Origin of the sequence: Burkholderia orbicola (assembly GCF_900100915.1) — a bacterium.
GTDB classification, from domain to species: Bacteria; Pseudomonadota; Gammaproteobacteria; order Burkholderiales; family Burkholderiaceae; genus Burkholderia; species Burkholderia orbicola.
Window position 1 is genome coordinate 1,044,894 of the sequence record NZ_FNKW01000003.1, and the last position, 22,926, is coordinate 1,067,819.

Consider the following 22,926-nt stretch of genomic DNA (forward strand, 5'->3'; position numbering starts at 1 on the left):
ACAATGAAAATCCGGCACCCCGGCGTTAGGATGGCCCATCACGTCGCCGGTTCTGGCCGGTTTTGCCGTACCGGACCCCCGGCGCCCTATTCACTGCCTGATTGGAACATCGACCATGAGCTATAACGCCCCCGTCAAGGACATGCTGTTCGTGCTGAAGGAACTCGCGGGCATCGACGCCGTTGCGCAGTTGCCGGGCTTCGAGGATGCGGGTTACGACACGGCGCAGGCCGTGCTCGACGAGTCCGCGAAATTCTGCGGCGAGGTGCTGGCGCCGCTGAACGTCGAAGGCGACCGCAACCCGAGCAGCTGGAAGGATGGCGTCGTGACCGCGACGCCGGGCTTCGGCGAAGCGTTCCGCCAGTTCGTCGAAGGCGGCTGGCAGGGGCTGCAGCATCCGGCCGAATACGACGGCCAGGGGTTGCCGAAGCTGATCGCGACGCCGTGCATCGAGATGCTGAACGCATCGAACCTGTCGTTCGCGCTGTGTCCGCTGCTCACCGACGGCGCGATCGAAGCGCTGCTGACGGCCGGCACCGACGAGCAGAAGCAGCGCTACGTGCCGAAGCTGATCTCCGGCGAATGGACCGGCACGATGAACCTGACCGAGCCGCAGGCCGGCTCCGATCTGGCGCTGGTGCGCTCGCGCGCGGAGCCGCAGGGCGACGGCACCTACAAGGTATTCGGCACCAAGATCTTCATCACGTGGGGCGAGCACGACATGGCGGACAACATCGTCCACCTGGTGCTGGCGCGCACGCCGAACGCGCCGGAAGGCGTGAAGGGCATCTCGCTGTTCATCGTGCCGAAGTTCATGGTCAACGACGACGGCTCGCTCGGTGCGCGCAACGACGTGCACTGCGTGTCGATCGAGCACAAGCTCGGGATCAAGGCGAGCCCGACCGCGGTGCTGCAATACGGCGACCACGGCGGCGCGATCGGCTATCTCGTGGGCGAGGAAAACCGCGGCCTCGAATACATGTTCATCATGATGAACGCGGCGCGCTTCGGGGTCGGGATGCAGGGGATCGGCGTGGCCGACCGCGCGTACCAGAAGGCGGCCGAATTCGCGAAGGAACGCGTGCAGAGCCGCCCGGTGGACGGCTCGGCCAAGCAGTCGGTGACGATCATCCATCACCCGGACGTGCGCCGGATGCTGGGCACGATGCGTGCGCTGACCGAAGGCGCGCGGGCGCTGGCCTATGTGGCCGCCGCGCACAGCGACATTGCCCACCGCCATCCTGACGAGGCGACGCGCGCGCGTCATCAGGCCATCTACGAATATCTGGTGCCGGTCGTGAAGGGCTGGAGCACGGAGATGGTGAACGATGTGGCGAGCCTGGGCGTGCAGGTGCACGGCGGGATGGGCTTCATCGAGGAAACCGGCGCCGCGCAGTACTACCGCGATGCACGGATTCTCGCGATCTACGAAGGCACGACCGCGATCCAGGCGAACGACCTCGTCGGCCGCAAGACGCTGCGCGACGGCGGCGCGGTTGCCAAGGCGCTGATCGCCGAGATCGGCGAGACCGTCGCGGCGCTCGGCAAGCTGGACGGTGCGGCGGCCGCCTCGATGAAGGCGCAGCTGGAGAAGGGCGCACGCTCGCTGTCGTCGGCGGTGGACTACGTGCTGGCGAACGCGAAGCAGGACCCGAATGCGGTGTTCGCGGGCAGCGTGCCGTACCTGAAGCTCGCGGGCGTCGTGCTGTGCGGATGGCAAATGGCGCGCGCGCTGCTGGCCGCTCACGCGAACCGTGCGAGCGACGTTGCGTTCTTCGACGCGAAGATCGCGATCGCGCAATGCTATGCGGAGCACGTGCTGGTGCAGGCGGGCGCACTCGAAGCGTCGATCGTCGGCGCGAAGGGCAACGAGAGCGTGCTCGCGTTGACGGAAGACCAGTTCTGACCCACTGACGGTCGGGACGCAGCAGGAGACAGGATTTTGACCACACAGGACTTGCTCGCGCAATACGGCCCGCGCGAATCGATGGAATACGACGTTGTGATCGTCGGCGGCGGCCCCGCCGGGCTGTCGGCGGCGATCCGGCTCAAGCAGCTGGCCGCCGAGAAAGGCACCGAGATCGGCGTGTGCGTGCTCGAGAAGGGTTCCGAGATCGGCGCGCACATCCTGTCGGGCGCGGTGATGGACCCGCGCGCGATCACCGAGCTGTTTCCCGACTGGAAGGAGCGCGGCGCGCCGCTCGACGTCGAGGTGACGGAAGACCGCTTCCTGTTCCTGTCCGAGAAGAGCGCGGTGACCACGCCGAACTGGGCGCTGCCGGACAACTTCAAGAATCACGGCAACTACGTGATCTCGCTGGGCAACGTCACGCGCTGGCTTGGGGCACAGGCCGAGGCGCTGGGCGTCGAGATTTTCCCCGGCTTCCCCGCCGCGGAAATTCTTTACAACGACGACGGCTCGGTCAAAGGCGTCGCCACCGGCAACATGGGCGTGGGCAAGGACGGCGAGCCGACCGAGAACTTCCAGCTCGGCATGGAGCTGCATGCGAAGTACACACTGTTCGCCGAAGGCTGCCGCGGCCATCTGGGCCGCCAGCTGATCTCGAAGTTCAAGCTCGACGCGAACGCCGATCCGCAGGCGTACGGGATCGGCATCAAGGAACTGTGGGAAATCGACCCGGCCAAGCACAAGCCGGGCCTCGTGATCCACACGGCCGGCTGGCCGCTGAAGTCCGACACGTACGGCGGCTCGTTCCTGTATCACATGGACAACAACCAGGTGGTGGTCGGCTTCGTGGTGGGCCTCGGCTACACGAACCCGTACCTGTCGCCGTTCGAGGAATTCCAGCGCTACAAGACGCATCCGTCGATCCGCGCGTTCCTCGAAGGCGGCAAGCGCGTGTCGTACGGCGCACGCGCGATCACGGCCGGCGGCCTGCTGTCGCTGCCGAAGACGGTGTTCCCGGGCGGCGCGCTGATCGGCGACGACGCGGGCTTCCTGAACGCATCGCGGATCAAGGGCAGCCACGCGGCGATCAAGACCGGCATGCTGGCAGCGGACGCCGCATTCGACGCGGTGCAGGCCGGCCGCCAGTCGGATGAACTCAATGCGTACCCGGATGCGTTCAAGCAATCGTGGCTGTACACGGAGCTGTACCGCGCGCGCAACTTCAAGCAGTGGATGGCCAAGGGCCTGTACCTCGGCACGCTGATGGTGGGGCTCGAGCAGAAGGTGATGGGCGGCAACGTGCCGTGGACGCTGCATCACCAGCACGCGGACCACGAGATGCTGAAGCCGGCGTCGCAGTGCGAGCCGATCGCGTATCCGAAGCCGGATGGCAAGCTGACGTTCGACCGGCTGTCGTCGGTGTTCATCTCGAACACGAACCACGAGGAGAACCAGCCGGCGCACCTGACGCTGAAGGACGCGAGCGTGCCGGTGAACGTGAACCTGCGCACGTACGCAGGGCCGGAGGCGCGCTTCTGCCCGGCGGCGGTGTACGAGTTCGTGAAGAACGATGATGGCAGCGAGCGCCTCGTGATCAACGCGCAGAACTGCGTGCACTGCAAGACCTGCGACATCAAGGACCCGACGCAGAACATCGTGTGGGTCACGCCCGAAGGCGGCGGCGGGCCGAATTATCCGAACATGTAACGCAACGCATCCCCGCGCCCATGGGCGCGAACGAACCGGAGTGAGACGATGAGCAATGCAGCGAAGGAAGTCGTGGTGGTGAGCGGTGTCCGTACCGCGATCGGTGATTTCGGCGGCAGCCTGAAGGATTTCTCGCCGACCGACCTCGGCGCGAAGGTGGTCGCCGAAGTGCTGTCGCGCGCGAACGTGCCGGGCGACGCGGTCGGGCACGTCGTGTTCGGCCACGTCGTGAACACCGAGCCGAAGGACATGTATCTCGCGCGTGTCGCGGCGATCAACGGCGGCGTCGCGCAGCACACGCCGGCGCTGACCGTGAACCGCCTGTGCGGCTCGGGCCTGCAGGCGATCGTATCGGCCGCGCAGACGATCATGCTCGGCGATGCCGACGTCGCGATCGGCGGCGGCTCGGAGAGCATGAGCCGCGCGCCGTACACCGTGCCGGCCGCGCGCTTCGGCCAGCGCATGGGCGACGGCAAGCTCGTCGACATGATGCTCGGCGCGCTGCACGACCCGTTCCAGACGATCCACATGGGCGTGACCGCCGAGAACGTCGCGAAGAAATACGACATCTCGCGTGACGCGCAGGATGCGCTGGCGCTCGAATCGCATCGTCGCGCGGCGCGTGCGATCGCGGAAGGGCGCTTCAAGGGCCAGATCCTGCCGATCTCGATCCGCACGAAGAAGGGCGAAGTCGCGTTCGATACCGACGAGCACGTGCGTCACGACGCGAGCGCGGACGATTTCACGAAGCTCAAGCCGGTGTTCGCGAAGGAGAACGGCACCGTGACGGCCGGCAACGCGTCGGGCATCAACGATGCCGCGGCCGCCGTGCTGATGATGAGCGCGGACGCCGCACGCGCGCAGGGCGTGAAGCCGCTCGCCCGCCTCGTCGCGTATGCGCACGCAGGCGTCGATCCGGCGTACATGGGTATCGGCCCGGTGCCGGCCACGCAGAAGGCGCTCGAACGCGCGGGCCTGAAGATCAGCGATCTCGACGTGATCGAAGCCAACGAGGCGTTCGCGGCCCAGGCGTGCGCGGTCACGCAGGAGCTCGGCCTCGATCCGGCGAAGGTCAACCCGAACGGCTCGGGCATCTCGCTCGGTCACCCGATCGGTGCGACCGGCGCGCTGATCACGGTGAAGGCGCTGTACGAGCTGAAGCGCATCGGCGGGCGTTACGCGCTCGTGACGATGTGCATCGGCGGCGGCCAGGGGATTGCGGCGATCTTCGAGAACATCTGATAATCGACCGCTCAGCCTCCGAATACACAGGAATCGTCATGGCCATCGAAACCGTCGGCGTCGTGGGCGCCGGAACCATGGGTAACGGCATTGCGCAAACCGCCGCCGTTGCAGGACTGAACGTCGTGATGATCGACGTCAGCGACGCCGCGCTCGACAAGGGCCTCGCGACGCTCAAGGGCAGCCTCGAGCGGCTCGTGTCGAAGGACAAGCTCGACGCGGCCGCACGCGATGCGGCGCTCGCGCGCATCGCGACGTCGACCGACTACGCGAAGCTCGCCGCCGTCGACATCGTGATCGAAGCCGCGACCGAGAACGTCGAGCTGAAGGGCCGCATCCTGAAGCAGATCGAGGCGGTCGCGCGTCCGGACGCGATCATCGCGACCAACACGTCGTCGATCTCGATCACCGCGCTCGCGGCGCCGCTCGCCGATCCGTCGCGTTTTCTCGGCATGCACTTCTTCAACCCGGTGCCGCTGATGCCGCTCGTCGAGATCATTCGCGGGCTGCAGACGAGCGACGCGACCGCGTCGGCCGTGCGTGCGCTGACCGAGCGTTTCGACAAGTCGCCGATCGGCGTGCGCAATTCGCCGGGCTTCGTCGTGAACCGGATCCTGGTGCCGATGATCAACGAAGCGTTCTTCGTGCTGGCCGAAGGCATCGCGTCGGCCGAGGAGATCGATGCGGGGATGAAGCTCGGCGCGAACCACCCGATCGGGCCGCTCGCGCTGGCCGACCTCGTGGGCCTCGACGTGTGCCTCGCGGTGATGGACGTGTTCGTGAAGGACTTCGGCGATCCGAAGTATCGTGCGTGCCCGCTGCTGCGCGAGATGGTGTCGGCCGGGCGGCTCGGGCGCAAGACCGGGCGTGGGGTGTACGACTACAGCAAGTAAGCGGCCTTCATCCTACTTCGCGCGGCCGCCTTCGGGCGGCCGCGTGCTTTGTGCGGCATGCATGGCGCGATCACGCGTCGAGCACCGACAAGTCGCGCGGCAGCATGCGCTTGAACATCGTGAGCAGCTGCCGCGCCGCCTTCGGCGGCAGCGTGATCGCGTGGCGCACGGCCGCCGCGATCTGGATCATCATCAACTCGGCGAATGCGCTGCGCTGCGCGCGGGTCGTGTCGGGCGCGACTTCCGCCAACGCATCCGCGAACAGGCCGGCCAGGAATGCTCCATCCGCGCGGTCCAGCGCCTGCAGCGCGCGATCGGCCTGGGTCGCGCGCCAGATGTCGCGCATCAGCGGCTCGTCGACGAACATCCGGTAGTAGCTGTCGGTGATGCGCGCGAGCGTGGCGTGCAGGTCGTCGATGGTCTTCATTCCCGCGAGGTCGCGCCGCACGCAGTCGTGCCCGACTGCGTTGTAGCGCTCCGCGAGCGTGCCGATCACGGCCGCCTTGTCCGGAAAGTACTGGTACAGCGAACCGAACGAGATGCCCGTGCGTTCGACGATGTCGCTCATCCGGAACGCATCGCAGCCTTTCTCGATCATCACGTCCGACGCGCACGCGAGGATGCGCTCGAACCGCTCGCGGCTGCGCTGCTGCGTCGGTACCAGCCGCGCGCGCGCCGGCGCGTCCGCTGCCGCCGCGTCGGGCTCGTCGTTCTGCCCCGATTTTTGTCGGCCCATGCCGTCTCCCGAAAAACTTGACGTTGCTAATGCGAGAGTCTATCGTGTTTTTAAAACGCGAGACATTCTCGTGTTTTTCAAAAAAGGAGACGCACATGTCGGCCCTTCCCATCCTCATCGTCGGCGGTTCGGGCAAGACGGGCGCTCGCGTCGATGCCCGGCTGCGCGCGCGCGGCCTCGCGACGCGGCCGGTGTCGCGCACGTCGGCCGTTCGCTTCGACTGGACGGCGCCCGGGACCTGGCCCGCCGCGCTCGACGGCGTGTCGGCCGCCTATGTGACCTACCAGCCCGATCTGGCCGTCGAAGGCGCGGTGGAGGCGATCGCCGGATTCGCGCGGCTGGCGCGGGGGAGCGGCGTCGAGCGCGTGGTGCTGCTGTCCGGGCGCGGCGAGCCGCGTGCGCAGGCGGCCGAGGCGGCATTGCAGGCGTCGGGCGTGGGCTGGGGCGTCGTGCGCGCAAGCTGGTTCAACCAGAACTTCTCCGAGGGCTATCTGCTCGAGGGCGTGCTGGCCGGCGAAGTCGCGCTGCCGGCCGGCGCGGTGCGCGAGCCGTTCGTCGATGCGGACGACATCGCGGACGTTGCCGTGGCCGCGCTCACCGATGCGCGCTTCGCGAGCCGCGTGATCGAGGTCACGGGCCCGCGCGCGCTGACGTTCGCGGAAGCGGTCGGCGAAATCGCGCGGGCCGCCGGGCGGCCGATCGCCTACCGCAGGATTCCGCACGATGCGTTCGTCGCGGGGCTGCGCGAGGCCGGCGTGCCGGAGCCGGTCGTCGCGCTGCTCGACGACCTGTTCGACGTGGTGCTCGACGGGCGCAACAGCGCGGTGACGCATGGGGTCGAGGCCACGCTCGGGCGCCCGGCGCGCGATTTCACCGACTATGCGCGCGCGGTCGCCGCGACCGGCGTATGGAGCGCCTGACCATGATCGCGTTCGTGACTTCAGCGTTGCTGTGGGGTTCCGCCATCGGCTGCGGGCTGATGGCCGGCGTGTACTTCGCGTTCTCGACGTTCGTGATGACGTCGCTCGGACGGCTCGCGCCGCAGGCCGGCGCGGCCGCGATGAACGCGATCAACGTCGACATCGTGCGTTCGCCGTTCATGCCGCTGTTCCTCGGCACGACGTTGATGGCGCTCGCGCTCGTCGTGATCGCGCTGTTCGATCGCGACTCGCCGGGCGCGATGGCGGCGCTCGCCGGCGGCGTGCTTTACGTGTTCGGCATGTTCGCGGTGACGATGGCCGTCAACGTGCCGCTCAACGACGCGCTCGCCGCGGCCGATCCGGCCACGGCGCAAGGCGCGGCGCTGTGGACGCGCTACCTGCACGACTGGACGAGGTGGAATCACGTGCGCACGGTGGCGTCGGCCGCCGCATGCGCATGCTTCATCGCGGCAATCGCGGCGCGCTAGCGGTATCGACAGCGCAGCCGTTACGCGTAAAACGCCGACGGCGACATCCCGAAGTGCCGCTTGAACATCGCGGAGAACGCGCTCTGGCTGCTGTAGCCGTGATCCATCGCGACGGTCAGCACTTTCTCGCCGTGCGCCAGGCGCTTGAGCGCGAGCAGCAGCCGCGCCTGCTCGCGCCAGCGGCGGAAGCTGAGCCCCGTCTCGCGCCGGAACGCGCGATGCAGCGTGCGCACCGACAGGCCGAGCAGGTTGGCCCACTCGGCGATCGTGCGCAGGTCGTCGGGCGTGGCGACCAGCGTGTCACAGATCGTCCGCAGGCGCGCGTCGTGCGGCCACGGCAGGTACAGCGGCAACAGCGGCGCGACGGTCACTTCGGCAAGCAGCAGGTGCATCAGGTGATCGTGGCGCGAGCCCGGCGCGTAATCGAGCGGCACGTCGACCGCGGCGAGGATCAGCTCGCGCAGCAGCGGATGCACTTCGACGACGCAACTGCGCGCGGGCAGGTGCTCGACCGCGCCCGGTTCGACGAATACGGTGCGCATCTGCACGTCGCCGCTCATCTGCACCGTATGGTCGAGGCCGGCTTCGAGCCACACGCCGCGCGTCGGCGGCACGACCCACGACGCGCCTTCCGATTCCACGTGCATCACGCCCTCGATCGCATAGAGCAGTTGCGCGCGGCGATGGCGGTGCGGCGCGATCGACGTGCCGTGCACGTACGTGGCCGCCATCGCCGACACGGGCATCGGCGTCGATTCGTAGCGCAGGTGCGCAAACGGCGGGGTGGACTCGCGTGTCCGATTGGCGACAAGTCGTGACATTTTGGCGTGAGACAGGCAGTGGGCGGGCGGGCACGATGGCGTTCCGATTCACGCCAGCCTCCCTGTCACGATATTAATCCGTCAAACGCGATGAACAAGTCTCCTTTTCTGCTCCCCTTCTGCGCGATCGCGCTGTGGGCCGGCAACGTCGTCGTGTCGAAGCTGTCCGCCTCGACGATCGACCCGTCGGCCATCACGTTTTACCGGTTGCTGCTTGCGGTGGCGCTGATGAGCGTCTTCACGCTGCGCCCCGCGTGGCGTAATCGCGCGGTGCTCGTCGCGCACCTGCCGAAGCTCGCGGTACTCGGCTTTCTCGCGATGGCGCTGTTCCAGAGCCTGTCCTACGAGGCCGCGAAGACGACCAGCGCGACCAACATGGCGATCATCACCGCGCTCGTACCGCTGATGACGATGCTGCTGAGCTCGCTGCTGCTCGGCGATCCGCCCGGCGCCGGCATGATCGGCGGCGGGGTGCTGTCGCTCGCGGGCGTCGTCTACCTGATCGCCGAGGGGCATCCAACGGCGATCGCCGCGCGCGGCGTGCATCTCGGCGACCTGCTGATGCTGGCCGCATCGGCCGCGTACGCGCTTTACGGCGTGCTGCTCAAGCGCTGGCGCATCGGCGCGCTGCCAGCCTGGCAGTCGACCTACGTGCAGGCGCTGGCCTCGCTCGTATTCATGGTGCCGATGCTGTTGCGCTTGCCCGCGCAGGCCGCGTGGCCGACGCGCGCGAGCGTGCCGCTGATCCTCTACGCCGGCGTGCTGGCGTCGGTGGTGCTCCCGTATCTGTGGATGCAGGGCGTGCGGCTGCTCGGCCCGAGCCGTTGCGCGATGTTCATGAACCTGCTGCCCGTGATGACGGCCGCCGGCGCGATCGTGCTGCTCGGCGAATCGCTGCGGCTGTATCACCTGATCGGCGGCAGCGTCGCGCTGCTCGGCGTCGCGATCGCGCAGCGCTTTCCGTTTCAGGCCGGCGGGGCGCAAGGAGTCCGTCAATGAGCGCTCATCCCGACATGCAGGACCTGATGGCCGCGCTGCCGGACGGACGGGCGCCGGTCGCCGCGCCGGCGCTCGCGCGTCAGCTCGAACGGATCGCGACCGCGCTCGAGGCGCTCGCGGGCACCCGCGCGCCGGCGGCCGTCGATTTCGATGCGGCCATCGCGTTTCGCTGGCGCGGTTTCGGCGCGGGCCATCAAACGGCGCCGCTCGAACCGATCGCCGCGCCCGCGCTCGTCGCGTTCGACGCGCTGCGCAACGTCGGCCGCCAGGCGGCGATCGTCGAGCGGAACACGCGGCAGTTCGTGCACGGGTTCGCGGCCAATCACGTGTTGCTGACCGGCGCGCGCGGCACCGGCAAGTCGTCGATCGTGAAGGCGTGCCTGCATGCGTTCGCAGCGCACGGCTTGCGGCTGATCGAGGTCAGCAAGGAAGGGCTGAACGATCTGCCGGCGATCGTCGAGCTGGTGCGCGCGCGGCCCGAGCGCTACCTGGTGTTTTGCGACGACCTGTCGTTCGAGGCCGGCGAGACCGGCTACAAGGGGCTCAAGACGGTGCTCGACGGCTCGGTCGCGAGCGACCTGTCGAACGTGCTGGTGTACGCGACGTCGAATCGGCGCCACCTGATGCCCGAGCAGGCGAGCGACAACGCGAACGTGACGCGCGCGGAGAACGGCGAGCTGCATCCGGGCGATGCGGTCGAGGAGCGGATTTCGCTGTCCGAGCGCTTCGGGATCTGGGTGACGTTCTACGGCTTCACGCAGGACGAGTACCTTGCCGTCGTCGAGAGCCGCCTCGGCGCGGCCGGTTTCGATGACGCGCAGATTTGTGCGGCGCGCGAGCCCGCGCTGCAGTGGGCGCTCGAACGCGGCGCGCGCTCGGGCCGTATCGCGGTGCAATTCGCGCGCGATTACGCGGGACGGCTCGCGGACGAAAGCGGCGAGGGCGCGCCTGTGCGCCCGGCTGTCTGAGCCGCGCGCTACAGCAGCCGCTCGGACAGCACGCGGAATGCGACGTCCGGCACGACGAAGCACAGCGGTTCTCCGGTCGCGCCGATGCGGGCGAGGAAGTCGCCGCCGCCGGTGGGCCCGACCGTCTTCAGCGGCCGCACCGCGTCGACGTCGATCGGCAGGTCGATCGACGCATGGGCAAGACGATCGCAGTCTTCCACATGGGCGACGGCCGCGTGCTGCAGCGACAGCGCGGCGACGGCCGCGCGCCAGTCGTCGAAGAACGGCGCGAAGGCGTCCGGCAGCGTCCGGTCGTGCGACGCCTCGGCCGTGCAGCGGAAGTCGGGCGCGCTGCCGCCGCTGCCCGCCAGCCGCGTGTCGTAGCGGCCATCGCGTGCCGCATGCGTGAAGGGCCGCGCGAGATGCGACGGCAGCGCGTCGCTGAACAGCCGGCTGCCGAGTGCATAAAGCGGATGGTCGAACACGTTCTTCACGAACAGCACGGTGCGCTCGGCCGGTGCGCCGTGCGGCAGCGTGTCGACGTAGAGGCGCCAGTTGCTCTGCAGCGGCGACGGAAACACGCGCCGCAGCGGGCCGGCGAGACGCGGGCCGAAGTGCCGGTGCCGGTAGGTGAGCGTCGTGAACGGCGTGCGGCCGCCGCGGCTCGCGAGCGTGACGCCACGCGGCACGAGGTGCGCGACGGCCGCGACATCGACGATCCACGTGCAATACACGACCTGTTCGACGTCGCTCGCGAGCTGCAGGAACGGCAGCCGCGACAGCAGCGCGCGGCGTGCGCGCAGCAGCGGGCCGCTCGCGACGATCCGGTTGGCGAGCCGGCCGGCGAGGCCGGTGGACGGGTAGACGAAGGCGTTGTCGTAGCGCATGGCCGGCATTGTGCCGGGGTTGCGGCGTGCGCGGAAGAGGCGAGGTCTTTGGCCGAACCGCGTGCATTTGCCGGGCGCCGCCGCATGGTGTCGCTCGTGCGGCGGAATCCCGCCACGATTCATTCCGGCCCGGGTTCGCGCAGCTGCCGCCGCGGCACGTTCAGCCAACGCGCGATCCTGCCGCCTGCGAGTCGCCACTCGAACGGATTGCGGAAATCGAACGTGTATAGTTCGCGTCGAAGATACGGCCAGTACCCACGCAGGCTACGGGACGCCCGGGCGCGCTCGATGCGCGAGGGCCGCCAGGTGTTGTGCCAGGGGAAGTTCGTCGCCACGCTGGAGCGCCGTCGTGGCAACCGGAAATTGAGCGCATACGCGTACCGCGGCTGATCCGACAGGTTTGCCCCCGCGGCATGCAGCGTGCGCCCCGCATGCACGGTGCAGTCTCCCGGCATCAACGGACATGCCACGGCGCGCGTCGGATCGAATCCGCCCACACACTCGAGCCCATGTGCGGTCACGTCACCCCCGAGCGGACCATGCGGAAGGACGTCGTACAGATGAGATCCGGGGATGAACTGCATGCATCCGTTGTCGACCGAGACGGCTTGCAGCGGAATCCAGAAGTTGACTTCGCGATGCTCGATACGCGCGTCGGTAAACGCGTCGTCCTGGTGCCAGGGCGTCACGGTGCCCGTACGCGGCTGCTTCAGGAAAAAGCTGTCGCCGGCAAAACGAACCTCCGGGCCGAGCAGCGCCTGGGCGATCTCGAACGCGGCGCGACGGATACGGAGTGCCGATAGCCGACGCTCGAAATAGGAGGCCCAGTGGAGCTGGAGCAGTTGAGGCCCGGCATCGCGCCCGTTCGTCTCGGGATAGAAATCGAACATCAGGCCCTCGGCGTAGCCCGTGCGGCCGCCGAGCAGACGATGGCCGATTTTGCGCAAGTCTTCGATCTCCGATGCGTCGATCAGCCGGTCGATAACCGCAAAGCCGTCGTGATGGAACCGGGATCGAAGATTGGCTTGCATTGGAGCCTTGACGATGAGTTCACGGATCGCGAAGCGATGCGGATGGCCGCTGGTTTTTCGATTTTCGTATTTTCGCGCGCGGCGCTTCTGTTCGATACCTTACGTTGGCTGCCGAGCGCGGCAACCCGGACGATTTTTTCCCATTCGCCGAGCGACGCCGCACGGTGCGGCGCGTGCGAGCCATGTCGACGGCCGGTCTTGACGCGCGAGGCATGCGTGAAGGCCGGCCGTTCGCGCGTCAGTACCCCGCCGCGCCGCCGCCCTGATCGGTGACGATCGCCACCCCCGAGCTCGTGCCGAGCCGCGTCGCGCCGGCTTCGAGCATCGCGAGCGCGGTCGCGCGGTCGCGCACGCCGCCCGACGCCTTCACGCCGAGCGTCGGCCCGACCGTCCGGCGCATCAGCGCGACATCGGCGAGCGTCGCGCCGCCATGGCCGAAGCCGGTCGACGTCTTCACGAACGCGACGCCGAGATCGCGGCACATCTCGCACACGCGCACCTTCTCGTCGTCGGTCAGCAACCCCGTTTCGAGGATCACCTTGAGCGGCACCGTGCCGCAAGCGCGATGCACGGCGTCGATGTCGGCCTTCACGTCGTCGGCGCGGCCGCTTTTCAGCGCGCCGATATTGATCACCATGTCGATCTCGCCCGCGCCCGCCGCGATCGCGGCGGTGGCTTCGAATGCCTTCGCGGCGGACAGCCCCGCGCCGAGCGGAAAGCCGACCACGGCGCAGACGAGCACGCCGGTTTCGGCCAGTTCGCGCGCGGCGAGCGGCACGTTCGCCGAATTCACGCAGACCGAGTAAAAGCGATGCTCGGCCGCCTGGCGGCAGAGTTCGCGGATCTGCGCGTCGCTCGCGTCGGGCGCGAGCAGCGTGTGATCGATGGTTTGGGCGAGTTGGGCGTTGGAAAGCGGCATGTGTCAGGACTCCACGGATCGTGTGCGGAAAGGGCACACGGAAAGTTGATGTTTTCACATCGGTTTGTTACAAATACGACATTCCGGCCGGGCCTACGCGCCCGGCACGACGGGCGACTCACGCGGCGGGCACGCAGGATACAGGCATGGAAACAAAGAAGGGCGAACGGATCAAGACATTGATGAACGTGCTGCAAGGGCAGAACGCGATTCATCTGAGGGAAGTCGCCGAGCTGTTCGGCGTGTCCGAAATGACGATCCGCCGCGATCTCGCGGACAATCCGCACGGCCTCAGCCTGATCGGCGGCTACGTGACGCGCCATTTCGCCGCGCAGCGCAGCGATATCGGCGAATACCTGATCAGCGCCGAGAACAACCGGCAGACCGAGGAAAAGCGCCGCATCGGCAAGCTGGCCGCGCAGTTCGTGACGACCGGCGACACGATCTTCGTCGACTGCGGGTCGACCACGCCGTTCATCGTCGATTTCATTCCGGACGACCTCGAATTCACGGCGGTCTGCAATTCGCTGAACGTGTTCGCGAAGCTGCAGCAAAAGCCGCATTGCAACGTGATCCTGTGCGGCGGCGCGTATCACCGCCAGAACATGGTGTTCGAATCGGTCGCCGAAACGGGCATCCTCGATTCCGTGCGCGTGTCGAAGGCGTTCATCTCGGCGGCCGGCGTGAGCGAACGCTGCGGCGTCACGTGCTTCAATTTCCACGAAGTCGATGCGAAGAAGAAGGTGATGGCGCGCGCGCAGAACCGCTTTCTGCTGGTCGACCATACGAAATTCGACGAAGTGCGCGCGGCCTATTTCGCCGAACTGACCGATTTCAACTACGTGATCTCCGACGGGCAACTGAGCCGCCGCTACGAAACGGCGATCCGCGAGCACGGGATTGCGCTCGTGACCTGATGCGGCGCGGGCGTGCGGCGCGCGCTGCGTCGCACTTTTCGTCGCGCTTTTCATCACATCACGCATCGCGGGCTTCCGCCGCGCTCAGGTAGCCGGTGACCACTTCGAAGCGGCGGGATGCGCGCGGCGCCAGTGCCGCGACGTGGCCCTTGCGACGTTCGGCTTCGTAACCCTCCGGCTCGCAGGTCGACGGCAGCGCGAACGCGGCGACCTGCTGATCCGCGTTGTGCAGGACCCAGCGCGTCGCATGCGGAAATTGCGTGGGGCGGTACGCGGTGTGGAATGCGCCGCCGTCCGGATGCACGAGCCGGAAATGCGCGACGCCGTCGGCATCCGTTTCCACGTCGTTCATGAAGAACACGATCTCCGGGTCGTACAGCGCGGGCGCATCGAGCGTCGCGAGCCGCGCCGGTTCGCGCGCGAGCGTGGCCGTGTAGCCGCGCCACGCGGCGGTCGGCTTCACGTGTGCGGGCACGCTGTCGCGCAGCCGCATGCCGCCGGGCGGCAGCGACTGCACGAAGCGGCCGCCCGGCACGTACGCGTAGTTCAGGTGGGCCATGTACATCAGGTCCATCGGTGCGCCGCCGAGGTTCGTCACCTCCATTGCGATCGTCATCCGCGCATCGTGCTCCGCCAGCCGCACCGACGGACGCGCGACGTAGTGGCTGCCGAAGCCCTGCACGTATTCGTATTCGCCGGTCACTTCGACCGTCGCGCCGCGCGCATCCGTGCCGACGACGAGGCTTGCGCGGTCCATCGGCGCGCACGGCATCTCGCCGTGCAGCGCGTGCGTGTCGTCCGGCCCCGGGCAGCCGTTGCGCAGCAGCCCGCTGTGGAACATGAAGCAGCCGTACGTATCGATGATCGACGCCGCGCGCTTCGGCTGCCGGAACATGTGCTTCATCGTCAGGTCGCGGCCGTCGAATTCGGCGGTCCAGATCATCTGGCCGAGATACGGCAGCACGACGAGATGGCCGCGGCGGTTCTCGAGCTTCAGCGCCTCGACGCCGGACGGATAGGCGAACGCGGTGACGGTGAGGCCGTCGGTGCGGTACAGCGTGCGCGGCGCTTCGCGGAAGTCGTCGCGCCGCAGTTCGATCTCGCCGCGCATGGTCAGGCTCCCGACGTGTTGCGCGTCGCGGCGTAGCGCGTGGACGCATGGCCGTCGGCCGCCGCGTCGGGCGTCGCCGCCGGCAGGTGACGCAGGCAGTAGAAGCCGTAGTACACGATCACGACGAAGCACAGCAGCGGCACGACGAACGCGAGCTGCATGTTGCCGCCGGTGTGATCGGAGATCAGCCCCTGGATCAGCGGCACGACCGCGCCGCCGACGATGCTCATCACGAGGATCGAGCCGCCGTATTCGGTGTCCTTGCCGAGGCCGTCGATCGTCAGCCCGTAGATCGTCGGCCAGCACGGGCCGAGGAAGATGCTCACGCACACGGCCGCATACACGGCGGTGATGTTGTGCACGCTGATCGTGTACGCGAGCAGTGCGATGCACAGGATGCCGTAGACGATCAGCACCTTGGCCGGGCCGACGCGCTTCATCACGAGCGTCGCGATCAGCTTGCCGACGAAGAACGCGAAGAAGGTCGCGAGCAGGTAGCGCGACGCGCCGCGTTCGGTGAGGCCGCCGATCTGCATCGCGAGCCGGATCGTGAAGCTCCACACGCCGACCTGCGCGCCGACATACAGGAATTGCGCGACCACGCCCGCGACGAAGCGCCGGTTGCCGAACAGGCGCGCGAGCGTGCCGCGTGCGTCGATCCGGTGCGTGACCGTACTCGCCGCATTGCCCTTGCACGCCGGATAGGGCGTAAGCGCGAACACGATGAACACGGCGATGAGCACGACGATCAGCCACTTGTACGGCTCGAGCGTGGCCTGGATCATCGCGAGCTGGTGCGTGTGCGCGTCGGCGGCCGACATCGCCGCGAGCTGCGCATGCGACGCGTCGCCTTCCTTGAAGATCAGGAAACTGCCCATGTAGACGCCGGCCATCGCGCCGAACGGATAGAACGTCTGCGAGATGTTCAGCCGCCGCGTGCTGGTGTCGCGCGGGCCCATCAGCGTCGAATACGAGTTCGACGCCGTTTCGAGGAACGACAGGCCCGCGGCGATCACGAACAGCGCGACGAGGAACATCCCGTACTTCGCCATCGACGCGGCCGGGAAGAACAGCAGGCAGCCGGTCGTGTAGAGCAGCAGGCCGACGAGGATCGTCGTCTTGTAGCTGAACTTCTTCACGACGGTCGCGGCCGGAATCGCGAGGAAGAAGTAGCCGAGATAGAACGCGGACTGCACGAATGCCGATTCGAAATCGGACAGGAAGAACGACTTCTTGAACTGCGCGATCAGCACGTCGTTCAGGTTCGCGGCGGTGCCCCACAGCGCGAACAGGCAGCACAGCAGCGTGAACGCGAAGAGGGGCGTGCGATTAAGGTAATAGCCGTCGGGGGCGTGTTCGATCCGGGTTCGGCTCATGGGTGTCTCCTTCCCAATGTCTCGTCGATGAAGGCGCCGGTCAGAAGCCGGCGTCGCGGAGGAAGCGTTCGAACGTCGCGGCGTCGGCATACGATTTCTGCGTGCCGAGGCCCGTGACCGAATGCGCGGCGTACGCGGACGCGTAGCGCATCGCATCGACCGCGTCGCGCGACGCGGCATAGCAGCGCGCGAAGCAGCCGATATACGCGTCGCCGGCGCCCGTCGTGTCGCGCGCGTCGACCGGGACGCCCGGCACGTGATGCACGCCGTCGTGCGACACCAGCAGCGAACCATTGCTGCCGAGCGTGACGAGCACATGCTTGAGCCCGCGTGCGACCAGCGCTTCGGCGGCGCGGGCGGCGCTCTCGCGCGAATCGACCGGCAGGCCCGACACGATCGCGAGCTCGGTTTCGTTCGGCACGAAGAATTCGACGGAACGGATACGTTCGAAATCGAGGTCGGCGACCGCCGGCGCGGGATTCAGCAGCACCGGAATGCCGTGCCGCGCGCCGAATTCGATCGCGTGATAGACGGTATCGAGCTCGATCTCGAGCTGCAGCACGATCAGCGCGCATTCGGCGAGCATCGGCGCGGCTGCGTCGATGTCGGCCGGCTGCAGGTGGCGGTTCGCGCCCTTGACGATCAGGATGCTGTTGCTCGAATCGGGCTCGACGAAGATCGGCGCGACGCCGCTCGGCACGCCGGCGACCTTGCGCACGTGCGTGGTGTCGATCCCTTCGCGTTCGAAGTTGCGGATCGTGTTGTCGGCGAACACGTCGTCGCCGACCTTCGTGACCATCACGACGCGCGCGCCGAGGCGCGCCGCCGCGACGGCCTGGTTCGCGCCCTTGCCGCCGCAGCCGAGCTCGAAGTTCGGCGCCTCCAGCGTTTCGCCGCGGGCGGGCATGCGCGCGACATAGGTCACGAGGTCGACCATGTTGCTGCCGATGACGGCGATTGTCTCCATCTGCGTCTCTTCCTTGGTATGGGGGCGCCACGCGCACGCGGTCGGCGGCGGGTCGCGACAGGTGATAATAAAATCACATTGAATGTGAAAATGCAATCCTGTGATGTTAGGAGGGTCACTTTGTGGGGGTGGTCCGAGGATGGGGAAGCGGCTAAGCCGGGTTTCGCGCCTCTCCGTGAATTGCCTGCGGCCGGCGCCTTCACCGTCGATCCGGTTTGGCTATTGCTTCATGCGAATTTCGGATTGTTCCGCTATTGCGCCCACTCGATTTCCGCGACGGCGGCACACGTCGGCAAACTGAGCCTTCCGCGCATTCCCGATTGCTCCGCGAACAAAAAAAATGATCGATTCGATCATATAAGGGTTTTCATTGACTGCTGTCGTCATGAATCAGACTAGAATGCACACATCGAGCAGTTATTTTGATTGAAGTGATCATGTGTGCGGAGAGCACCCCGGACACCGCGTTTCCTCATACGAGCTGCCCTGGCTGGCGTACGTGGCGGCGTGGTCGCGACCGCAAACGCGCCATCCGCGCCGCTATCGACACGAGACAACCCTGCAGACGGCGATCCCGTTCGCCGTCCCTTCCGCGATGGAGCCTGCATGTCAATTGCGTTCAAGGGAATCGTTCCCGCGCTGATTACGCCGATGACGGCGAACGAGAACGTCGATGAAGACGGCCTGCGCGCGCTGGTCGAGCGGCTCATCGAGGCCGGCGTGCACGGGCTGTTCGTGCTCGGCACCAACGGTGAATTCATCGCGCTGAATGAAGAAGAGAAGCTGCGCATCGCGCGGATCGCGGTCAGTCAGGCACGTTCGCGCGTGCCGGTCATCGCGGGAACCGGTGCGTATGCGACGCGCGACGTGATCGACCTGAACCGGAAGATGGCCGATGCCGGCGTCGATGCCGTGTCCGTGATCACGCCGTATTTCAACGGCGCCACGCAGCCGGAACTCTACGCGCACTACAAGCAGATCGCCGACGCGACGCCGCTGCCGGTCATGCTTTACACGATTCCCGCGAAAGCGGGCGTCACGCTGACCGTCGATACGGTGCGCCGTCTTGCGGAGATTCCGAACATCCGCGGCATCAAGGATAGCGGCGGCGATTTCGACCGGTTGCTGCAACTGATCGACCTGCGGCGCGACGATTTCGCGGTCTTCACCGGCACCGACTCGATGATCCTCTGGACGCTGATCGCCGGTGGCGACGGCGCGGTCGCCGCGACGACCAACGCCGTCCCGCATGTCGTGATGTCGATCTGGAACAAGTTCCACGCCGGCGATATCGCCGGCGCACGCGCCGCGCAGGAATCGCTGCGCGCGCTGCGCGACGCATTCGCACTCGGCACGATGCCCGTCGTGCTGAAAACCGCCGCGCAGATGCTCGGGATGCCGGCCGGCCCCGCGCGCTCGCCCGCGCAGCCGCTCGATGCCCAGGCCCGCGAGCGCCTCGCGCAAGCGCTTTCCGTCTACCGCGACGCCGCGCGCGGCCACTGAAACAGGTCTCAGCATGACGACTTACCATTTCCAGACAGTCAGGCACATCGTTCACGGTGCAGGCAGCCTTGCCACGCTTCCCGACAAGCTCGCGCTGCTCGATACGCCGGTCAAGCGCATCGCGCTGATCACGCAACCGTCGATGGAAGCGCTCGGCATCGTCGATCGCGTGATCGAATCGCTCGACGCGAAGGACGTCGACGTGCGCATCATTCGCGGCGTTGAGCCGGAGCCGACCATCGGCAACGTCGAGACGGTGTTCAACGAGCAGATCGCGCCGTTTGCGCCGCAGGCGATCCTTTCAATCGGCGGCGGCAGCGTGCTCGACGCGGCGAAACTGTTCGCCGTCCGGCTCACCAACGACGAGCCGCTGCGGAACTGGCTCGGCATCGACCTGATCAAGCACCCCGGCGTGCCGACGATCCTGGTGCCGACGACGGCCGGCACCGGCTCCGAGGTCACGCCGAACGCGATCGTGACGCTGCCGGACGAATCGTTGAAGGTCGGTATCGTCAGCCGTCACCTGCTGCCGCAAATCGTCATTCTGGACCCCGAACTGACGCTCGGCCTGCCGAAGCCGATCACCGCTGCGACCGGCATGGATGCGTTCGTGCACGCACTCGAATCGTACATTTCGACGAAGGCGAACCCGATCAGCGACATGTACGCGATGGAGTCGATGCGCCTGATCGGCGCGAACATCGTCGACGCGTATGAAAACGGCCAGTCACTGAAGGCGCGCGAGGCGATGATGCTCGGATCGATGTATGGCGGTCTCGCGCTCACCGCCGCCGGTACCGCTGCGGTACATGCGCTCGCGTACCCGCTCGGCGGAATGTTCAACGTCACGCACGGCGTCGCGAACGCGATGCTGCTGCCGCACGTGATGGCGTTCAACCTCGATGCGATCGAAGACCGGCTGGCGAACGTGGCGCGCGCACTCGATCTCGCGTCGAAAGCCGACACGGACGCCGACGCGGCCCGCAAGCTGATCGACAAGATGGAGGAGTGGACGGCCGCCGTCGACATTCCCCAGGATCTGCGCAAGTTCGGCGTGTCCGAAGCACATCTCGACGCGCTCGCGGTTGCCGCATCGAAGGTCAAGCGCCTGCTCGGCAACAACCCGAAGGCGCTGACGCTCGACGACATGAAGTCCATCTACCGGCGCCTGCTGCCGTGAACGCGCTCGCCCCGCACGCAGCACGGCTGCTGATCGTCGCCGACGACCTGTCGGGCGCGGCCGACTGCGCGGTTGCCGGGTTGCGTCACGGCCTGACGGCCATGGTCGTGCTCGATGCCGCGCATGCGCCGCCGCCGCCGCAAGGGGTCGACATCCTGTCGATCGACGTGGATTCGCGCCGCTTGCCGAAGGACGTGGCCGCGCGACGCACCGCCGATGCGGTCGCGTCGTTGTCGAGTGCCGGCACGCGCCTCTACAAGAAGGTGGACTCGACGCTGCGCGGCAACTTCGCGGCGGAAGTCGCCGCGCTGGTGTCGCGTGCCGGCATGGCGATCGTATGCCCGGCCTACCCGGCCTCGGGGCGCACGACCATCGACGGCCGCCAATGGGTGCGCGGCGTGCCCGTGGAAGCGAGCGAATACTGGCGCAACGAACACATCCCGGGCACGGCAGATCTCGTTGCATTGCTGTCCGCCGAAGACCTGCGTGTCGCCTACACGGCAATCGGCACGGTGCGCGGCAACGCAAACGCGCTCACCGCGCATCTGCGCGAGCTGCAATCCGACCGCGTGCAAGCCGTCGTGTGCGACGCGGAATCCGACGACGACCTGCAACGCATCGCGCGTGCATCCGCGGCGCTCGACGGCGTGTTCTGGGTCGGCTCGGCCGGCCTGGCCCCCGGCGTCATCGAAGCGCTGGGGCCGCCGCATGGCGCGAGCGGCCCGACGGCCGGCGGCCCGCATTCGAAAGGCCCCGTGCTGACGGTCGTAGGCAGCATGTCGAGCATTTCGCATGCGCAGCTGGACTGCCTCAAGGCGAACGCGGGCACCCATCTCGTTGCGCTCGAAGTCAGCGTCTGCGCGCTGGACGACCCGCGCAGCGACGTCACGACCGTGGTAAGCGACGCGCTGCGTGGCGGCCGGCATGTCGTCGTCTCGTTGAGCCAGGCACGGCGCGGCGACGTCGACGACGGGCAGCTGTTCTCCACGCGCCTCGCCGCGCTGCTCGCGCCAGCCGTGCGCCACGCCGGCGCAATCATCGCGACCGGCGGCGAAACGGCACGCGCGCTGCTCACCGCGGCCGGCGCGAGCGCGCTGCGTGTCGTCGACGAAATCGAGGACGGCATGCCGCTGCTCGAATGCCGGCTGCACGGCAACGCACTGCCCGTCGTGACCAAGGCCGGCGGTTTCGGCCAGCCCGAATCGATTTATCACGCCTGGCGCCGGCTTGCGAACACAGGCGAGCCGGCCGACACGGCCCAACCCAATCAGTGAAGGGAATTGCCATGGACAACCGTCCCATCATCGGCATCACCATGGGCGACGCGGCCGGCGTCGGACCGGAAATCATCATGAAGAGCCTCGCGCATGCGTCCGTGTACGAGGAGTGCCGCCCCGTGGTCGTCGGCGACGCCGCGCGCCTGCGCGATGCAGGCCGCAGAGCCGGTGTCGATCTCGAGGTGAGCGCGATCGGCCGTCCGTCCGAAGGCGCGTTCCGCGTGGGCGTCGTCGATTGCATCGACCTCGCGCTGATTCCGGCCGACCTGCCTTATGGAAAGCTGTCGGCGATCGCGGGAGACGCTGCGTACCAATACATCGCGCGCACCGTCGAACTGACGTCGAAAGGCGAGCTCGACGCGATTTGCACCGCGCCGCTGAACAAGGAAGCGCTGCATGCCGGCGGCCACATCTTCCCCGGCCACACGGAAATGCTCGCGCATCTGACCGGCATCGACGAGGTGTCGATGATGCTGGTCGCACCCAATCTCCGGGTGATCCACGTGACGACGCACATCGGCCTGCTCGACGCGATCCGCAAGATCGAGCCGGGCCTCGTGCAACGCACGATCGAACGCGGGCACGACACGCTCGTGCGCGCCGGCATCGCGAATCCGCGCATCGGCGTCTGCGGGATCAACCCGCATGCCGGCGAGAACGGGCTGTTCGGCTACGGCGAAGAGGAAGAGAAGATCGTGCCGGCCGTCGAAGTCCTGCAGGCGCGCGGCTGGGACGTGGAAGGCCCGCTGCCGGCCGATACGCTGTTTTTCCGCGCGGGCCGCGGCGATTTCGACGTGGTCGTCGCGATGTATCACGACCAGGGACACGGGCCGGTGAAGGTGATGGGCCTCGAAGCTGGCGTCAACGTGACGGTCGGCCTGCCCGTGATCCGCACGTCCGTCGACCATGGCACCGCGTTCGACATCGCGGGCAAGGGCATCGCCGACGAACGCAGCCTGCTCGAAGCGTTCCGCCAGGCCGTGGATCTCGCGACGCGGCGCAACGAATCGTCGCCCGTGGCCAGCGCCGCGTAAGCGGCCCCGTACGCCACGACACGCAGCACCGGCGAGCGATACCGGCAGGCACAGGCCGGATC

General features: G+C 67.4%; 21 protein-coding genes. 13 read left to right on the plus strand and 8 right to left on the minus strand.

Annotation, left to right across the window (positions count from 1 at the left end; translation table 11 throughout):
* Nucleotides 1–115 precede the first annotated feature (115 nt).
* From BLS50_RS34595 to BLS50_RS34610, 4 genes are all read left to right on the plus strand, one after another.
* Nucleotides 116–1,906: an acyl-CoA dehydrogenase gene (locus BLS50_RS34595; protein ID WP_074808531.1), complete on the plus strand. Its 1,791-nt coding sequence runs from the start codon at nucleotides 116–118 to the stop codon at nucleotides 1,904–1,906.
* An 81-nt stretch (nucleotides 1,907–1,987) separates the two neighbouring features.
* On the plus strand, nucleotides 1,988–3,616 hold the full coding sequence (locus tag BLS50_RS34600; RefSeq protein ID WP_124625373.1) for an electron transfer flavoprotein-ubiquinone oxidoreductase: 1,629 nt from the start codon (nucleotides 1,988–1,990) through the stop codon (nucleotides 3,614–3,616).
* Between the two features lie 48 nt (nucleotides 3,617–3,664).
* Nucleotides 3,665–4,858, plus strand: a complete 1,194-nt coding sequence (gene bktB, locus BLS50_RS34605) for a beta-ketothiolase BktB (RefSeq protein WP_074808536.1) — start codon at nucleotides 3,665–3,667, stop codon at nucleotides 4,856–4,858.
* A 38-nt stretch (nucleotides 4,859–4,896) separates the two neighbouring features.
* Entirely contained in the window at nucleotides 4,897–5,751 is an 855-nt protein-coding gene (locus tag BLS50_RS34610; protein ID WP_074808540.1) for a 3-hydroxybutyryl-CoA dehydrogenase, read from the plus strand.
* Between the two features lie 70 nt (nucleotides 5,752–5,821).
* Here the strand turns inward: BLS50_RS34610 and BLS50_RS34615 are convergent, their stop codons facing one another.
* Nucleotides 5,822–6,487 carry a TetR/AcrR family transcriptional regulator gene (locus tag BLS50_RS34615; protein WP_074808543.1) on the minus strand — a complete coding sequence of 222 codons (666 nt, stop codon included), beginning with the start codon at nucleotides 6,485–6,487 and terminating at the stop codon, nucleotides 5,822–5,824.
* Between the two features lie 95 nt (nucleotides 6,488–6,582).
* Between BLS50_RS34615 and BLS50_RS34620 the strand changes: the two genes are divergently transcribed.
* Nucleotides 6,583–7,407 carry a Rossmann-fold NAD(P)-binding domain-containing protein gene (locus BLS50_RS34620; protein ID WP_074808546.1) on the plus strand — a complete coding sequence of 275 codons (825 nt, stop codon included), beginning with the start codon at nucleotides 6,583–6,585 and terminating at the stop codon, nucleotides 7,405–7,407.
* A 2-nt stretch (nucleotides 7,408–7,409) separates the two neighbouring features.
* Complete coding sequence (locus BLS50_RS34625) at nucleotides 7,410–7,895, plus strand: anthrone oxygenase family protein (protein WP_011545743.1); 486 nt, start codon at nucleotides 7,410–7,412, stop codon at nucleotides 7,893–7,895.
* A gap of 20 nt (nucleotides 7,896–7,915) precedes the next feature.
* On the opposite strand, the gene BLS50_RS34630 is transcribed toward BLS50_RS34625, so the two are convergent.
* The gene (locus tag BLS50_RS34630; RefSeq protein WP_074808549.1) at nucleotides 7,916–8,716 is read right to left on the minus strand and encodes an AraC family transcriptional regulator; all 801 of its coding nucleotides are present in this window, start codon (nucleotides 8,714–8,716) and stop codon (nucleotides 7,916–7,918) included.
* A gap of 90 nt (nucleotides 8,717–8,806) precedes the next feature.
* Here BLS50_RS34630 and BLS50_RS34635 point away from each other — a divergent pair, with 90 nt between their 5' ends.
* Together BLS50_RS34635 and BLS50_RS34640 are read left to right on the plus strand one after the other, a co-directional pair.
* On the plus strand, nucleotides 8,807–9,715 hold the full coding sequence (locus tag BLS50_RS34635; RefSeq protein ID WP_074808553.1) for a DMT family transporter: 909 nt from the start codon (nucleotides 8,807–8,809) through the stop codon (nucleotides 9,713–9,715).
* 26 nt (nucleotides 9,716–9,741) lie between these two features.
* On the plus strand, nucleotides 9,742–10,683 hold the full coding sequence (locus tag BLS50_RS34640; RefSeq protein WP_074808762.1) for an ATP-binding protein: 942 nt from the start codon (nucleotides 9,742–9,744) through the stop codon (nucleotides 10,681–10,683).
* A gap of 8 nt (nucleotides 10,684–10,691) precedes the next feature.
* Here the strand turns inward: BLS50_RS34640 and BLS50_RS34645 are convergent, their stop codons facing one another.
* From BLS50_RS34645 to deoC, 3 genes are all read right to left on the minus strand, one after another.
* On the minus strand, nucleotides 10,692–11,558 hold the full coding sequence (locus tag BLS50_RS34645; protein WP_074808555.1) for a DUF2071 domain-containing protein: 867 nt from the start codon (nucleotides 11,556–11,558) through the stop codon (nucleotides 10,692–10,694).
* Nucleotides 11,559–11,668: 110 nt separating this feature from the next.
* A complete protein-coding gene (locus BLS50_RS34650; RefSeq protein WP_074808558.1) occupies nucleotides 11,669–12,580 on the minus strand; it encodes a phytanoyl-CoA dioxygenase family protein in 912 nt (303 codons plus the stop codon).
* 238 nt (nucleotides 12,581–12,818) lie between these two features.
* Nucleotides 12,819–13,499 carry a deoxyribose-phosphate aldolase gene (gene deoC, locus BLS50_RS34655; RefSeq protein ID WP_074808561.1) on the minus strand — a complete coding sequence of 227 codons (681 nt, stop codon included), beginning with the start codon at nucleotides 13,497–13,499 and terminating at the stop codon, nucleotides 12,819–12,821.
* Nucleotides 13,500–13,645: 146 nt separating this feature from the next.
* Between deoC and deoR the strand changes: the two genes are divergently transcribed.
* Entirely contained in the window at nucleotides 13,646–14,416 is a 771-nt protein-coding gene (deoR, locus tag BLS50_RS34660) for a DNA-binding transcriptional repressor DeoR (protein ID WP_012337409.1), read from the plus strand.
* A 58-nt stretch (nucleotides 14,417–14,474) separates the two neighbouring features.
* Here deoR and BLS50_RS34665 read toward each other — a convergent pair whose 3' ends face one another.
* From BLS50_RS34665 to rbsK, 3 genes are read right to left on the minus strand one after another with little or no spacing between them, the layout of a single operon-like run.
* Nucleotides 14,475–15,527, minus strand: a complete 1,053-nt coding sequence (locus BLS50_RS34665; RefSeq protein ID WP_074808564.1) for an aldose 1-epimerase family protein — start codon at nucleotides 15,525–15,527, stop codon at nucleotides 14,475–14,477.
* Nucleotides 15,528–15,529: 2 nt separating this feature from the next.
* A complete protein-coding gene (fucP, locus tag BLS50_RS34670) occupies nucleotides 15,530–16,903 on the minus strand; it encodes an L-fucose:H+ symporter permease (protein WP_074808567.1) in 1,374 nt (457 codons plus the stop codon).
* Between the two features lie 40 nt (nucleotides 16,904–16,943).
* Nucleotides 16,944–17,870: a ribokinase gene (gene rbsK / locus BLS50_RS34675; RefSeq protein WP_074808570.1), complete on the minus strand. Its 927-nt coding sequence runs from the start codon at nucleotides 17,868–17,870 to the stop codon at nucleotides 16,944–16,946.
* A 606-nt stretch (nucleotides 17,871–18,476) separates the two neighbouring features.
* Between rbsK and dapA the strand changes: the two genes are divergently transcribed.
* Genes dapA through pdxA form a run of 4 tightly spaced genes read left to right on the plus strand, consistent with a single transcriptional unit; the run spans nucleotide 18,477 to nucleotide 22,864 of the window.
* Nucleotides 18,477–19,373, plus strand: a complete 897-nt coding sequence (gene dapA, locus BLS50_RS34685) for a 4-hydroxy-tetrahydrodipicolinate synthase (RefSeq protein ID WP_074808573.1) — start codon at nucleotides 18,477–18,479, stop codon at nucleotides 19,371–19,373.
* A 13-nt stretch (nucleotides 19,374–19,386) separates the two neighbouring features.
* Nucleotides 19,387–20,553 carry an iron-containing alcohol dehydrogenase gene (locus BLS50_RS34690; protein ID WP_074808576.1) on the plus strand — a complete coding sequence of 389 codons (1,167 nt, stop codon included), beginning with the start codon at nucleotides 19,387–19,389 and terminating at the stop codon, nucleotides 20,551–20,553.
* Complete coding sequence (locus tag BLS50_RS34695) at nucleotides 20,550–21,827, plus strand: four-carbon acid sugar kinase family protein (RefSeq protein ID WP_074808579.1); 1,278 nt, start codon at nucleotides 20,550–20,552, stop codon at nucleotides 21,825–21,827. The genes BLS50_RS34690 and BLS50_RS34695 overlap by 4 nt, the downstream gene beginning before the upstream one ends.
* An 11-nt stretch (nucleotides 21,828–21,838) precedes the next feature.
* On the plus strand, nucleotides 21,839–22,864 hold the full coding sequence (pdxA, locus tag BLS50_RS34700; RefSeq protein WP_011545728.1) for a 4-hydroxythreonine-4-phosphate dehydrogenase PdxA: 1,026 nt from the start codon (nucleotides 21,839–21,841) through the stop codon (nucleotides 22,862–22,864).
* The last annotated feature ends 62 nt before the right edge of the window (nucleotides 22,865–22,926 follow it).